The sequence below is a fragment of the Lactococcus lactis genome (genome assembly GCF_029023865.1).
Classification (GTDB): domain Bacteria; phylum Bacillota; class Bacilli; order Lactobacillales; family Streptococcaceae; genus Lactococcus; species Lactococcus lactis.
Genome location: NZ_CP118969.1, coordinates 1214308 through 1227614, shown reverse-complemented (window position 1 = coordinate 1227614; position 13307 = coordinate 1214308). Strand labels below are relative to the sequence as shown.

The following is a 13307-nucleotide window of genomic DNA, read 5'->3' as shown; positions in this document are numbered from 1 at the left end:
TTTCTCCTTTAATATAGCTAAAGAAATCTAGTGATTATCATTCAGCTACATCGATATCTTTTTTTAGTGCTTCAATATCAAGGTCAGCAAACAAGAATTTGCGATCTTGAACGGGGAATGATTGGTTCAATTGGTCAATTGCGCCAATTTCAACAGTACCATTATCAATAATAAAATCAAGGACATGTCCACCAAAAGTAAAATCTTCACTAATAAAATGGAGGTGATAACCAGCAACACTCACACCATGAAACATTTCTGGAGTCCAAATCCCAACAATTGTTCCTTTGACGTTTTCTTCAGTGTATTCGGGTTGATTTTGTGAAACTTCTACAAATCTTGTCCCTGATTTTGCCCGTGGAATCAACGAACGTGCATTTTTGGAAACTCACCAGTTATTTTGATTGAGCGAAATAAGTTTTGCCCGTCAAAATAGCTTTCGATTCGGTTTTCTAATTCCTTATCACTGGCCGTAAATTTTTGTTTAAAAACTACCTCTGCCTGATGGGGAACAACTGCAGCATAAGGAACTTTGATGTCATCAGTTAATTCGACGATAGTTTTATCACCTTTAGCTTGGTAGGCTTTGCCGTCCAAAACAATTAATTCTCCATCAACAGAATCTAAAGTTCCAATTCCTAAATCACCATGTTTCAGAAGTTCACCAATTGTCATTGTCCCCTCGTAAAGGCCTGCCATTAAAGCTCCAAGGGTATTATATTGAAAAAGTTGTGTGATTTCTGTCATGATATTTCTCTTTTCTATCTCATTAAATTTAAATAATTTATTAATTAAATTATATCAAATTTCTAGTGATTTAAAGAGAATTGAAACTAGAAAATGGCTCAAACCAATTGGTTAGTTAGACCAAAAGTTCGTATAAACTATCATTTCCATGTAAGTTAACATAACGATTATCAAATCTTTCAATCCGATCAATCAATGAATCATAATCACTAGCATCTGAAAGTAAAATCCCAACAAGACAAGGCCCTTTACCTTTATCAGCCCTTTTGATGTACTCAAATCGGGTAATATCATCATTTGGCCCTAAAATATCACTGACAAAAGTTCGTAAGGCTCCTGGTCTTTGAGGAAAGTTAATGACAAAATAATGTTTTAGACCTTCATAAACCAAAGCTCTTTCTTCAATTTCTTGCATTCGACTAATATCATTATTTCCGCCGCTGATGATACAGACAATATTTTTACCCTTGATTTCATCTTTAATAAGTTCAAGTGCGGCAACAGATGTTGCACCTGCTGGTTCGGCGACAATTCCTAATTTTGAATACAATTCGAGTATGGTTTGAGAAATTAAACCTTCATCAACCGCAAGCAATTGTTTCACTTTGTCATTAATAAGTTGGTAAGTTTTCTGACCGACAGTCGCAACCGCAATTCCGTCAGCAAATTTATCAATGTGTTCCAAGGTGACGGGCTGACCAGCAGAGTAGGCAGCTTTCATACTTGTTGCCCCTTTTGCTTCAACTCCGATAATTTCAGTTTGGGGATAGCGCTCCTTACTGTAGGCCGTAATTCCTGCAATTAAACCACCTCCACCAATCTGTACAAAAATCTTATCTAAACTTATTGCTTGTTTTTTAGCTTGCGCAAAAATTTCTAAAGCCACTGTTCCTTGACCAGCAATTACATTTTCATCATCAAAAGGGTCTATAAATGGTTTGTCATTATCTTGAGAAAAAGCTTTTGCTGCTCTGGCTGATTCATCAAAAGTATCACCAATTAAACGAATTGTTACATGACTTTCGCCAAAAAATTTAACTTGTGAAATTTTTTGGTTAGGTGTGGTAACGGGCATAAAAATTGTCGCAGAAATATTTAATTGATTTGCAGCAAAAGCAACTCCTTGTGCATGATTTCCTGCGGAGGCACAAACCACTCCTTTAGAGCGTTGCTCATCAGATAATTTACTGATAGAATAATAAGCTCCTCGTAATTTAAAAGAACGAACTTTCTGTAAGTTTTCTTCTTTTAAGTAAATATTTGCTTGATATTTATTGGAAAGGTAAGGGTCTAATTGTAAAGGTGTTTTAGTGACAACTGCTTTTAACAAATCATAGGCATCTTCAACCTCTTTGGCACTTATCATTTATGTCATTCCTCCATAAAATGCTTTTATATTTTTGTTCAATCAATAAGAGAAATTACTGATAGATTTTAAAGGCATCGTCATCACCAGATTGTGTGAATGGCATTGCTTGACGTAGCTCTGCCCCAATTTTTTCAATTTCAAGATTTTTAGCAGCTTCGCGATAGGCTGTTAATTTTGGACGTCCCGCTTTGAAGTCATCAACGAAATCTTGAGCAAATTTTCCAGATTGAATATCAGCCAAAACAAGCTTCATATTCTTTTTAACTTCGTCAGTAATAATCCGTGGACCAGTCACATAATCGCCAAACTCAGCAGTATTTGAGATGGATTGACGCATTTTAGTAAAACCACCTTCATACATGAGGTCAACAATCAATTTCATTTCGTGCAAAACTTCAAAGTAAGCCAATTCGCCAGCGTATCCAGCTTCTGTCAGTGTTTCAAAACCGGCTTCAACAAGTGCTGTCAAACCTCCACATAGAACAGCTTGTTCTCCAAACAAATCTTCTTCTGTTTCTTCTTTAAAAGTTGTTTCAATAATTCCCACTCGAGCACAACCAATTCCTTTGGCCCAATCCATTGCGATTTCACGCGCATGACCACTTGCATTTTGGTGTGAAACAAACAAAGCTGGTGTACCAAAACCTTCAGTATAAGTCCGACGGACAAGGTGACCTGGAGCCTTAGGTGCAACCATAAAGACGTCAACGTCTTCTGGTACTTTAATATAGCCAAAATGGATATTAAATCCATGAGCAAAACCAAGTGCTGAACCTGCTTTCAAGTTTGGTTTGATGTCCTCTTCATAAATGGATTTTTGAAGTTCATCTGGCGCCAAAACCATAATAACATCAGCTTTAGCTACTGCTTCTCCTACTTCAAATGTTTCAAAGCCATCTTCTTTTGCTTTATCAAAAGATTTTCCGTGGCGCACACCAATGATAACGTTGTGACCAGAATCACGCAAATTCTGTGCGTGAGCATGTCCTTGTGAACCATAACCGATTACTGCAATTTGCTTTCCAGCAAGTGCTGATACTTCTACATCATCTTCATAATACATTGTAACTGCCATTTTTGTTTCCTCTATTTTTCTATTTATTTGTTAACTTATTTAAATTTAGCCACGCTCAAAACCTGCACTACCTGTCCGAGCCATATTTAGAATACCATAAGGACTAACAACATCAATAAGTGCTTCGATTTTTGCTGAATCACCCGTTAATTGAATGGTGACATTTTCCAGATTGACATCAACTACATTTACTCTAAAAGGTTCAATCATTGTAAAAATTTCTGCCCTAATGGTCGGTGGAGCTGATACTTTAATCAAGACGACTTCACGTTCTACATGAGGCAAATCTGTAATATCAGCTACTTCAATCACATCTATTAAGCGATTTAATTGTTTAATGATTTGTTCTACTTCATCAAGATGATCAACTTCAATAACAAAAGTGGTATGAGTTAAGTCTTGACTTTCTGTAACTCCAGCGGTAATTGAGAGAATGTTCACTTGCCTTCTATTGAGAACGGCGGTAAATCGATTCATAATTCCTGTTACATTATGAAGTTTTGCGATAATCATTCTACGCATTATCTACCTCCTCATTCTCATCAGTAAAATGAAGTCCAATCATTTCGTCATTGTGTAATCCAGCTGGTATCATTGGTAAAACATGCTCAGATTTTGAAATTAGAACTTCAATAAGCATTGGCTCATCTTCTGTAATAATTTTTAAATCATCAGCCAAAGTTTTTGGATTATCTAACTTAACATGTTTGATGCCATAAGCTTCGGCTAACAATTGAAAATTGGGTTCAACATCAAAAACCGATTGTGAACGTCGCTCTTCATAGAATGATTCTTGCCATTGACGTACCATTCCCAATGAATGATTATTAATCAGAACAACTTTGATTGCAATACCGTAGCCATTAAGTAATGCTAATTCTTGATTAGTCATTTGAAAGCCACCATCGCCAACAAAAACAATGACATTTTTATTTGGCTGTGCCAGCTTTGCACCGATTGCTGCAGGAATGCCAAAGCCCATCGTTCCCATTCCCCCAGAAGTAATAAGTTGCCTTGCATTTTTATAAGGATAATATTGCGCCACCCACATTTGATGTTGCCCAACATCGGTCACAATGATTGCATCTCCTTGAGTGTATTCTCCAATTAATTTAATTGTTTCCTGTGGACGGATATCATGGTTTTGGGGCTCATAAGTAAATGGTGCTTTCTCTTTATTTTCAATGACAGTTTTAATCCAATCATTAAAAACAGTCTTGACATTATTTAATTGCAAAAGTCTGCTTAAAGCCACTTTCAAATCAGAAAGGATTGGAATATCGGTTTTTACAATTTTGCCAAGTTCAGCAGCGTCAATATCAATATGAGCAACGACAGCATTATTAGCAAATTTTGCTGGATTGGATACAACTCTATCGTCAAAACGTGATCCCAAATTAATAATATAGTCAGCTTCAACTAAAGCCATATTTGCAGCGTATGAACCGTGCATTCCTGCCATTCCTAGTTGCAATTCGTGGCTGATTGGTAATGTTCCTAAGCCAAGCAATGTAGAAACAACTGGAATTTGATATTTTTCGACAAATGCTCTGAAAATATCAACTGAGCCAGAATAATTAATTCCTCCGCCAGCAATAATGACTGGTTTTTTACTGACAGAAAGTTCTGTCAGTAATTCTTGCAATTGTTCATCAGTCGCTTTTTCACTTTCGTGATAATGAGGAAGATTCAAGCTTGGGTCATTAATTTCAGTGACTTCAAGGGTGGAAACATCTTTTGGTAAATCGATTTCTACTGGCCCAGGACGTCCTGTCCTTGCCAAATAATAGGCTTCTGTAACAATTCTTGGAATATCTGCGGTTTCCCTAATTTGATAATTATATTTTGTAATTGGGGCTGTAATTCCAACAGTATCCGCTTCTTGAAAAGCATCTTTACCAATTGACTGACGGCCAACTTGACCTGTGAAAACTAACAATGGGACTGAATCAAGATAAGCGTCAGCAATTCCAGTTACTGCATTAGTCGCTCCCGGTCCAGACGTAACAACGACGACACCAACTTTACCAGACGATTTAGCGTAACCTTCGGCTTCATGCGTTGCTCCTTGCTCATGACGGGCTAAAATATGTTGAATTCCTTCAAAATTATGAATCGCATCATACAAGGGGAGCATGGCCCCACCAGGATAACCAAAAATAATTTCTACTCCAAGTTCTTTTAAGGTTTGGAGAACAAGTTGGGAACCGGAAGTAGGTTTTTCTAACTTTATTTTTTTCATTCAAACCTTTCTATAAATCTGTAACGCAACCTTCACTAGCGGGGCGCGTAAGTTTGGCAAATTTTGCAAGAACACCACGCGTTGCTTTAGGGGCTGGCTTTTGATAATCGGCACGTCGTTTAGCAATTTCTTCATCAGAAACTTTTAAACTAATACTATTATTCACCGCATCAATTTCGATAATATCATCATCTTCAACTAAACCAATCAACCCACCTTCAACTGCTTCAGGGACGATATGCCCCACAACAAAGCCGTGGGTGCCACCAGAAAATCTTCCGTCAGTAATGAGTGCACAAGACTTTCCAAGTCCGGCTCCAATTAATGCTGAAGTTGGTTTTAACATCTCTGGCATTCCCGGACCTCCGACTGGGCCAATATTTCTAATGACCGCAACATCACCGGCATGCAATCGGCCAGACTCAATGCCATCGATAAAGTGTTGTTCTCCATCAAAAACACGAGCAGTTCCTTTGAAAAATTCTCCTTCTTTACCAGAAATTTTTGCAACAGAACCCCCTTGGGCAAGATTACCGTACAAAATTTGTAAATGTCCAGTAGCTTTAATTGGATTTTTTAGTGGTCGCATAATATCTTGACTGTCAAAGTCCAAATCTAATGCTTTTTCAACATTTTCAGCCAAAGTTTTACCTGTGACGGTCAAACAATCACCGTGAAGTTTTCCTTCTTTAAGTAGGTATTTCAAAACAGCAGGAAGGCCACCAATTTTGTGCAGATCTTCCATCATATATTTTCCGCTCGGTTTGAAATCGCCAAGAACAGGGGTAATATCTGAAATTCGTTGGAAATCATCTTGCGTAATTTCTACACCTATGGCATTTGCCATTGCAATGATATGAAGCACAGCATTGGTTGAGCCTCCAAGGACCATGACAATTGTTATAGCATTTTCAAAAGCGTCTTTGGTCATGATATCACTTGGTTTAATATCTTTTTCTAATAAATTTTTGATGGCTGAACCAATTTCATCACACTCTTCTTGTTTTTCTTGACTGACTGCTGGATTGGAAGAGGAATAAGGTAAACTCATTCCCAAAGTTTCAATAGCGGCAGCCAGGGTATTGGCAGTGTACATTCCTCCGCAAGCACCTTGTCCTGGAATGGCATTACAAATGACGCCATGATAATCTCCATCAGAAATATTTCCAGTGATTTTTTGCCCCAGAGCTTCAAAGGCCGAAACAATATTTAATTTTTCACCTTTATATTCGCCATGTTCAATCGTTCCGCCATAGACCATAATTGACGGACGATTTAAGCGAGCCATTCCGATAATTGACCCTGGCATATTTTTATCACAACCAGGAATGGCAACGATGGCATCATAATATTCTGCGCCAGCATTAGTTTCGATGCTGTCAGCAATCACTTCACGACTGACCAAAGAGTATCTCATGCCAAGCTTTCCATTGGCAATTCCATCAGAAACTCCAATTGTATGAAATTGAAGTCCAATCAATCCGTCAGTTTGGTTGACAGAACTTTTGATTTTACTCCCAAGTGTTCCCAAGTGCATATTACATGGATTTCCGTCCCAATCCATGCTGACGATTCCGACCTGAGCTTTTTTGAAATCCTCATCTTTAAAACCAATGCCGTAGTACATCGCTTGAGTCGCTGGTTGTGTTGGATCTTGAGTCAATGTCTTAGAATATTTATTGAGTTCCACTGATTCAACTTTTCCGTTATATTTGAATTCCATATGTTATCTTTTTGACCTCCCCGTAAATTTACATAGAGCTATTTTATCACTAAAAAAATGAAAATACAATAATTTGTCAGAATATTCTATATAGTCTATAAAATACTTTTGCTTTCCTTTCTCAGTTAGCAGGAATTACAAAATATTTCTGCTCAAAACGGTGAACTTCTACTTTTTCTTGATAAAAATCAGTAAGTATCTTTTCATTTAATAAGTTTTCTTTTTTCCCTGATTGAATCACTTTTCCTTCTCTTAAAAGTAAAAGGTGAGTAAAAATATCAGTGATTTCATCGGGATGATGAGAAATATAAATGAGTGTTGGTGCGGTTTTTAATTGATTAATCTGCTGCAGTTGCTTTAATAATTTTTCTTTAGCAAATAAATCTAAACCGTTCGTTGCTTCGTCCAAAATTAAAAGCTCAGGCTTTAAAATTAAGCTCCTAGCAATAAGAAGAACTTGCTTTTCTCCTTGAGAAAGGCTGGCATAATTTCGGCCAATAAGTGATTTTACGCCCATTTGTCTTAAAAGCTGACGGGCCTCATCAAGTTCCTGATCTGTGTAGGGTTTATAGAGCATGCTCGAATTAAATTTCCCAGTATAAACAAGGTTTTCAGCCTTAATATTTGGTTGAAATCTTTCAGCAATAAATGAGCCAACTACGCTGATTCTTTTTCTCAACTTAGGAATTTCTCCATTTCCAAATTGAGTATTTAAAACAGTGATTTCGCCAGAAGTTTTCCATTCTTCTGCTAAAATCAATTTCAAAAGACTTGATTTTCCAGAGCCGTTGAGGCCCAGAATAACCCAATTTTCGCCGGGATTTACTTTCCAAGTAATATCTTTAAGAATTTCTTTTTTATTTCGAGTAAGATTTACATTCTTTAAATTAATAATTGTCATTTTTAGCTCGCTCTTATTGATTTTTTTGTTCGTAAGCTGAGATTGCTTCTTCATATTGCAAAGTTATTCCAATATCATCTAAGCCATTAATTAATTTGTCTTTCCAAATGGGGTCAATCTCAAAATGAAAGTCACCAAGGCTTGTGATGATTAGCTGATGGGGTAAATCAATTGTAATTTCTTCTTGACTTGACAGTTTTGTCAGTTGATTTAGAACTTCTCTTGGTTGTTTAATTGGTAACAAGCCATTTTTTAAAGCATTATTATAAAAAATATCTGAGTAAGAGCCAGCAATAATTGCCCGAAAGCCGTAATCTGATAAGGCCCATGCCGCATGTTCTCTTGAAGAACCCGAACCAAAATTATCTCCTGAAATTAACAGAGAAGCTTTTTTGTATTTTGGAGCATTCAAAATAAAATCAGGATTCTCATCGTAATCTTTGAGATAACGCCATTCATAAAATAAATTTTTCCCAAAGCCCTTTTTATCGATTGCTTTCAAAAATTGTTTAGGAATAATTTGGTCTGTGTCAATATTATCGTTCATGACTGGAACACTTGTCCCTTTGTAAATCGTGAATTTTTCCATCTTTTTTTCTTTCTACAGACTAATCTGTTACGAGCGTTCTAACATCTACAAATTTACCAGCGATTGCGGCGGCAGCGGCCATAGCTGGAGAGCACAGGTGCGTTCTTGCATTATGCCCTTGACGTCCTTCAAAATTTCGATTAGAGGTTGAAGCACAATGAACGTATTCTGGAATTTGGTCAGGATTCATTCCAAGACAGGCTGAGCAACCCGGTTCCCGCCATTCAAAACCAGCTTCTTTAAAAATTTTATCAAGCCCTTGTGCTTCAGCCGCTTCTTTCACAGGTCTGCTTCCAGGGACGACAATTCCTGTCAGTCCATCAGCAATATGTCTGTCTCCAATAATTTTTGCAGCTTCTTCTAAATCACCAAGTCTAGCATTCGTACAAGAACCAATGAAAATATAGCCTAAATCTATGTCAGAAGCGGTTTGGCCTGGCTTTAAATCCATGTACTGATAAGCACGTTCATAATTCAAATCATTGTTAATTTCCGGAAACTTTTCGCCAAATTCTAGGCCCATTCCGGGATTTGTTCCCCATGTCACCATTGGTTTCAACTGGCTGACATCAAGACTTAAAATCTTATCGTATTGTGCATCAGAATCACTGACAAGTTTTTCCCATTTACTGACAGCTTCATCAAAGTTTTTAGGTGCATGTTCACGCCCTTTGACATAGTCATAAGTTTTTTCATCAGGATTCATCAGGCCAATTTTTGCCCCAAATTCAATTGACATGTTACAGATTGTCATCCGTTCTTCCATGCTTAAATCACTGATAGCATCCCCACTATATTCAACCGCATAACCTACACCTGCATCCACACCATATTTAGCAATTAATGCGAGGATAAAGTCTTTGCTATAAATTCCTTTTTGTGGATGACCTTGAAATTCAATTTTCATACGCTTGGGTTTAACTTGCCAAATGGTTTGAGTTGCAAGAACATGTTCAACTTCACTTGTACCAATTCCAAAAGCAATTGCACCAAATGCTCCATTTGTTGCGGTATGACTATCGCCACAAACAATTGTTTTTCCCGGTTGAGTTCTGCCAGATTCAGGTGCTACCATGTGAACAATTCCTTGTCCTTTTCCACCATGAGTCTCCGCTGGAACATCAAATTCTTTGACATTTTTAGTAAAAGTATCAATTTGTTTTTTAGAAATCAAATTTTGAATATTAAAAATATCTTGTGTTGGAACATTGTGGTCAAGAGTTCCGTATGTCAAATCTTTTCTCCGAACACGACGTCCTGCTTCACGTAAGCCCTGAAATGCTTGCGGACTCGTAACCTCATGAATAACATGAAGGTCAATATAAAGCAGTTGAGGTTCTCCCTCATTTCCAGCAATCACATGCTGATCCCAAAGTTTATCAAATATTGTTTTACCTGACATTTTTTTATTTCCTTCTTTAAAAATTTATTCTGACAAATTCTGTCAGTAATTTTGTACTTTCTGTCAGTAATATTTACTGACAGAATTGTCAGTTACGCTGATAGTTCTTTTATTTACAACTAAAATGCTCACTATTCAATCGCAATTACTGACAGAACTGTCAGCTGCGCTGACGGTTCTTTTATCTACAACTAAAATGCTCACTATTCAATCGCATTTTACTGACAGAACTGTCAGCTATGCTGACGGTTCTTTTATCTACAACTAAAATGCTCACTATTCAATCGCATTTTACTGACAATTTTTCAGGATTGCTTCTGTCATTTCTTTAGTTGTTGCGGTCCCACCTAAATCTTTAGTCAAAATTCCGTCAGTAAAAGTTTGGGTTACGGCTTTTTCAATCATCGCAGCCCCCTCTTCTTGCCCAAAAGATTCTCTTAGCATCATGGCAATTGATAGAATCATCGAAATAGGGTTCGCAATTCCTTTTCCTGCAATATCTGGTGCCGAACCATGAATTGGCTCATAGAGTGCTAGACCGTTAAATCCATGCGAACTCGAAGGCATCACTCCTAAGCTACCGGCCAAACTACTTGCTTCATCAGAGAGAATATCACCAAATAGATTTTCAGTGACTATCACATCAAATTGTTGCGGATTAGTAATCAGTAACATCGCACAAGAATCGACCAATTGGTGCTCTAATCGTACATCAGGATATTCGTCAGCAATTTCATCAGCCATTTTTCGCCATAATTTAGAAGTTGCAAGGACATTTTGTTTATCAACCGAAGTCACTAATTTTCTGGGCCGACTTTGAGCACTTTTGAAAGCAAAATGAAGAATTCTTCTTATTTCATCAGCAGAATAATCATTGACATCCCGTGCTTTGTCATCTGCCAATTCATGCTGACCGAAATAGATTCCCCCTGTCAGTTCGCGAATCACTAGGAAATCAACATTTTCAACATTTCGGATGGGAGAAAGTTTTTTTAGAGCCGGATAAATTTTTAATGGACGAACATTAGCATACAGTCCTAATTCTTTTCGTAAAGCAAGTAGCCCTTGTTCTGGTCTAACTTTTGCATTGTTGTATTTAGGATGACCAATTGCAGCGAGCAAAATTGCGTCAGCATTTTTAACTGCTTGCAAAGTTTCTTCTGGTAAAGGATGACCATGCTTATCAATTGCAATTCCTCCAAAATCTTTAGCTTCTAATTCATACTCAAAATCAATTTTTTTACTGACAGCTTTTAAAACACTTAAACCAGCTGACATAATTTCTGGCCCAATTCCATCTCCCGCAAGTGTCACAATTTTTTTAGACAATCTTTTTCACCTTAAATTCCATCATGAGCTGAAATTTGTTCAACCTTTCCTTGTAAATTTTCTTTTTGAACTAAAACATTAGCGTTCATGTAAGCAATGGCGCTTCCTTTCAATACATCATAATCAACACCTTTAGCATTAAATATAGTGCCTGTAGATAGATTTTCAACAGAAACCAAAGTCGTTGCTTGTGCATCAATTCCATCAGTTACAGCATCAACTGAATAGGAAATTAATTTTAGTTGATGATTAAAGACTTTATCAATAGCTTTAAAAATTGCATCCACTGAACCTGACCCCTCTCCTTGACTAACATAAATTTCCTCTTCTTGATTTTTTAGTTGCACCAATGCCTTGTGGCCATCAATTTGAACATTATCAAGTATAAATCCAGCTAGATTTTTTACCGTTTCTCCTGTAAACAAGGCATGAACATCTGCGTCAGTAATTTCTTTTTTCTTGTCAGCTAATTTTTTAAATTTTTCAAATAAAATTGCAAGACTTTCATCGTCATAAGCAATATTAAGTTCCGTCAATTTTTCACTAAAAGCATGACGACCAGAAAGTTTACCTAAAGGCAACGAATTATGCTTTATTCCGACAAGTTCTGGTGTAATAATTTCATAAGTTTCAGCATTTTTAAGGACGCCATCTTGATGAATTCCTGATTCGTGTGCAAAAGCATTAGCACCGACAATTGCTTTATTTTTTGGAATAGCAATTCCTGAAAATTGTGAAATTAGTTCTGCCGTTGCAGCAGTTTCTGAAAGTTTTAAAGGACTTTGTGCCTGATAAAAATCTTTACGAATATGTAGTGCCACAGCAATTTCTTCAAGAGCAGCATTCCCAGCTCGCTCTCCAATACCATTGACAGTTCCTTCAACTCTCCCAGCCCCAGCTTTAATTGCAGCTAATGAATTAGCTACAGCCATTCCTAAATCATCATGACAATGTGGACTAAAAATAATTTCTCTCTCAGACTTAATATTTTCAATCAAAAATTTAAAAATTTTTCCATATTCTTCTGGCGTCGTATAACCTACAGTGTCAGGAATATTAATATAAGTTGCTCCAGCATCGACAGCCGTTTGAACAGCCTCTAAAAGAAAATTCAACTCCGTTCTTGTTGCATCCTCTGGAGAAAACTCAACAACCTCGACCCGTTCACGTGCGTATCTCACACACTTATCAATATTTTTCAAAACTTCTTCGGGACTGATTTTAAGTTTATATTTCATGTGAATAGGTGAAGTGGCAATGAAAACATGAATTTGCGGATATTTAGCCCCCTTTACCGCTTCAACCGCTTTATCGATATCTGAGATAACACAACGAGCTAATGCAGTGACAGCCGTATCATTCAAAGAATCAGCAATTTGCTTTACTGCTTCAAAACTATCTGGACTTGCCGCAGGAAAACCAGCCTCTATGACAGAAATCCCCCATTTTTCCAGTTGTTTAGCAATCGTTACTTTTTCTGAAATGGAGAAACTAACGCCCGGTGTCTGTTCGCCATCTCTCAAACTTGTGTCAAAGAATTCAATTTTTCGCATAATATTACCTCTATTTTTTATTAAGAAACAAAAAAGACGCCCGTGAGGACGTCTCTCGGTCCTCGAAATGACTATCTCCAAACAGGACCCACATATTTTAGCCACAAAAGCTAATGTAGGTCCACCTTGATCAACAACAATGAAAATTGTGTGTATGTCATTTCAAGTTCCTCTTTTTTTGTTAATTTACATTATAATACTCTTAATATTTTAAATTGTCAATAAAATAATAATATTTAATAAATTTATTTGTATTAACAAGAATTTAACAACAAATAGATTACAACTTCTCCCTTTAATATTCAATTAAATCCACAATAATTAAGCTTGTTAGAAAATATACAAGCAATTTTATTGCTTTAGGTAGACATAAAATG

11 protein-coding genes and 1 pseudogene are annotated in these 13307 nt (G+C 36.8%); 1 reads left to right on the top strand and 11 read right to left on the bottom strand.

What is annotated here, in order from left to right:
• Positions 1–37: 37 nt before the first annotated feature.
• The 9 genes and pseudogenes from budA to leuC form a co-directional block, all read right to left on the bottom strand.
• Positions 38–747 (bottom strand): annotated as a pseudogene (gene budA / locus PYW37_RS06180) (acetolactate decarboxylase).
• 115 nt (positions 748–862) lie between these two features.
• Positions 863–2113, bottom strand: a complete 1251-nt coding sequence (gene ilvA / locus PYW37_RS06175; protein ID WP_017864495.1) for a threonine ammonia-lyase IlvA — start codon at positions 2111–2113, stop codon at positions 863–865.
• A 55-nt stretch (positions 2114–2168) separates the two neighbouring features.
• The gene (ilvC, locus tag PYW37_RS06170) at positions 2169–3191 is read right to left on the bottom strand and encodes a ketol-acid reductoisomerase (RefSeq protein WP_025017225.1); all 1023 of its coding nucleotides are present in this window, start codon (positions 3189–3191) and stop codon (positions 2169–2171) included.
• A 45-nt stretch (positions 3192–3236) separates the two neighbouring features.
• Positions 3237–3713 (bottom strand): acetolactate synthase small subunit, encoded by a 477-nt coding sequence (gene ilvN / locus PYW37_RS06165; RefSeq protein WP_010905839.1) that lies wholly within the window; start codon positions 3711–3713, stop codon positions 3237–3239.
• Positions 3706–5433, bottom strand: a complete 1728-nt coding sequence (locus PYW37_RS06160; RefSeq protein WP_025017226.1) for an acetolactate synthase large subunit — start codon at positions 5431–5433, stop codon at positions 3706–3708. The genes ilvN and PYW37_RS06160 overlap by 8 nt, the downstream gene beginning before the upstream one ends.
• A gap of 10 nt (positions 5434–5443) precedes the next feature.
• On the bottom strand, positions 5444–7156 hold the full coding sequence (ilvD, locus tag PYW37_RS06155) for a dihydroxy-acid dehydratase (RefSeq protein WP_025017227.1): 1713 nt from the start codon (positions 7154–7156) through the stop codon (positions 5444–5446).
• A 121-nt stretch (positions 7157–7277) separates the two neighbouring features.
• A complete protein-coding gene (locus tag PYW37_RS06150; protein ID WP_023189262.1) occupies positions 7278–8057 on the bottom strand; it encodes an ABC transporter ATP-binding protein in 780 nt (259 codons plus the stop codon).
• Positions 8058–8070: 13 nt separating this feature from the next.
• A complete protein-coding gene (gene leuD, locus PYW37_RS06145) occupies positions 8071–8646 on the bottom strand; it encodes a 3-isopropylmalate dehydratase small subunit (RefSeq protein ID WP_003131129.1) in 576 nt (191 codons plus the stop codon).
• A 19-nt stretch (positions 8647–8665) separates the two neighbouring features.
• Positions 8666–10048, bottom strand: a complete 1383-nt coding sequence (leuC, locus tag PYW37_RS06140; protein ID WP_023189263.1) for a 3-isopropylmalate dehydratase large subunit — start codon at positions 10046–10048, stop codon at positions 8666–8668.
• Between the two features lie 124 nt (positions 10049–10172).
• On the opposite strand from leuC, the gene PYW37_RS06135 reads away from it, so the two are divergent.
• Entirely contained in the window at positions 10173–10316 is a 144-nt protein-coding gene (locus tag PYW37_RS06135) for a hypothetical protein (protein WP_023189264.1), read from the top strand.
• A 23-nt stretch (positions 10317–10339) separates the two neighbouring features.
• Here the strand turns inward: PYW37_RS06135 and leuB are convergent, their stop codons facing one another.
• Complete coding sequence (leuB, locus tag PYW37_RS06130) at positions 10340–11377, bottom strand: 3-isopropylmalate dehydrogenase (RefSeq protein ID WP_023189265.1); 1038 nt, start codon at positions 11375–11377, stop codon at positions 10340–10342.
• A gap of 11 nt (positions 11378–11388) precedes the next feature.
• Entirely contained in the window at positions 11389–12930 is a 1542-nt protein-coding gene (locus PYW37_RS06125; RefSeq protein WP_023189266.1) for a 2-isopropylmalate synthase, read from the bottom strand.
• Positions 12931–13307 lie beyond the last annotated feature (377 nt).

What these genes read in the sequence shown, in the direction of transcription:
- PYW37_RS06125 (WP_023189266.1), bottom strand. Translation starts at nt 12,930, where the DNA reads ATGCGAAAAATTGAATTCTTTGACACAAGTTTGAGAGATGGCGAACAG.
- leuC (WP_023189263.1), bottom strand. Translation starts at nt 10,048, where the DNA reads ATGTCAGGTAAAACAATATTTGATAAACTTTGGGATCAGCATGTGATT.
- ilvD (WP_025017227.1), bottom strand. Translation starts at nt 7,156, where the DNA reads ATGGAATTCAAATATAACGGAAAAGTTGAATCAGTGGAACTCAATAAA.
- leuD (WP_003131129.1), bottom strand. Translation starts at nt 8,646, where the DNA reads ATGGAAAAATTCACGATTTACAAAGGGACAAGTGTTCCAGTCATGAAC.
- ilvN (WP_010905839.1), bottom strand. Translation starts at nt 3,713, where the DNA reads ATGCGTAGAATGATTATCGCAAAACTTCATAATGTAACAGGAATTATG.
- ilvC (WP_025017225.1), bottom strand. Translation starts at nt 3,191, where the DNA reads ATGGCAGTTACAATGTATTATGAAGATGATGTAGAAGTATCAGCACTT.
- PYW37_RS06160 (WP_025017226.1), bottom strand. Translation starts at nt 5,433, where the DNA reads ATGAAAAAAATAAAGTTAGAAAAACCTACTTCCGGTTCCCAACTTGTT.
- ilvA (WP_017864495.1), bottom strand. Translation starts at nt 2,113, where the DNA reads ATGATAAGTGCCAAAGAGGTTGAAGATGCCTATGATTTGTTAAAAGCA.
- PYW37_RS06150 (WP_023189262.1), bottom strand. Translation starts at nt 8,057, where the DNA reads ATGACAATTATTAATTTAAAGAATGTAAATCTTACTCGAAATAAAAAA.
- PYW37_RS06135 (WP_023189264.1), top strand. Translation starts at nt 10,173, where the DNA reads ATGCTCACTATTCAATCGCAATTACTGACAGAACTGTCAGCTGCGCTG.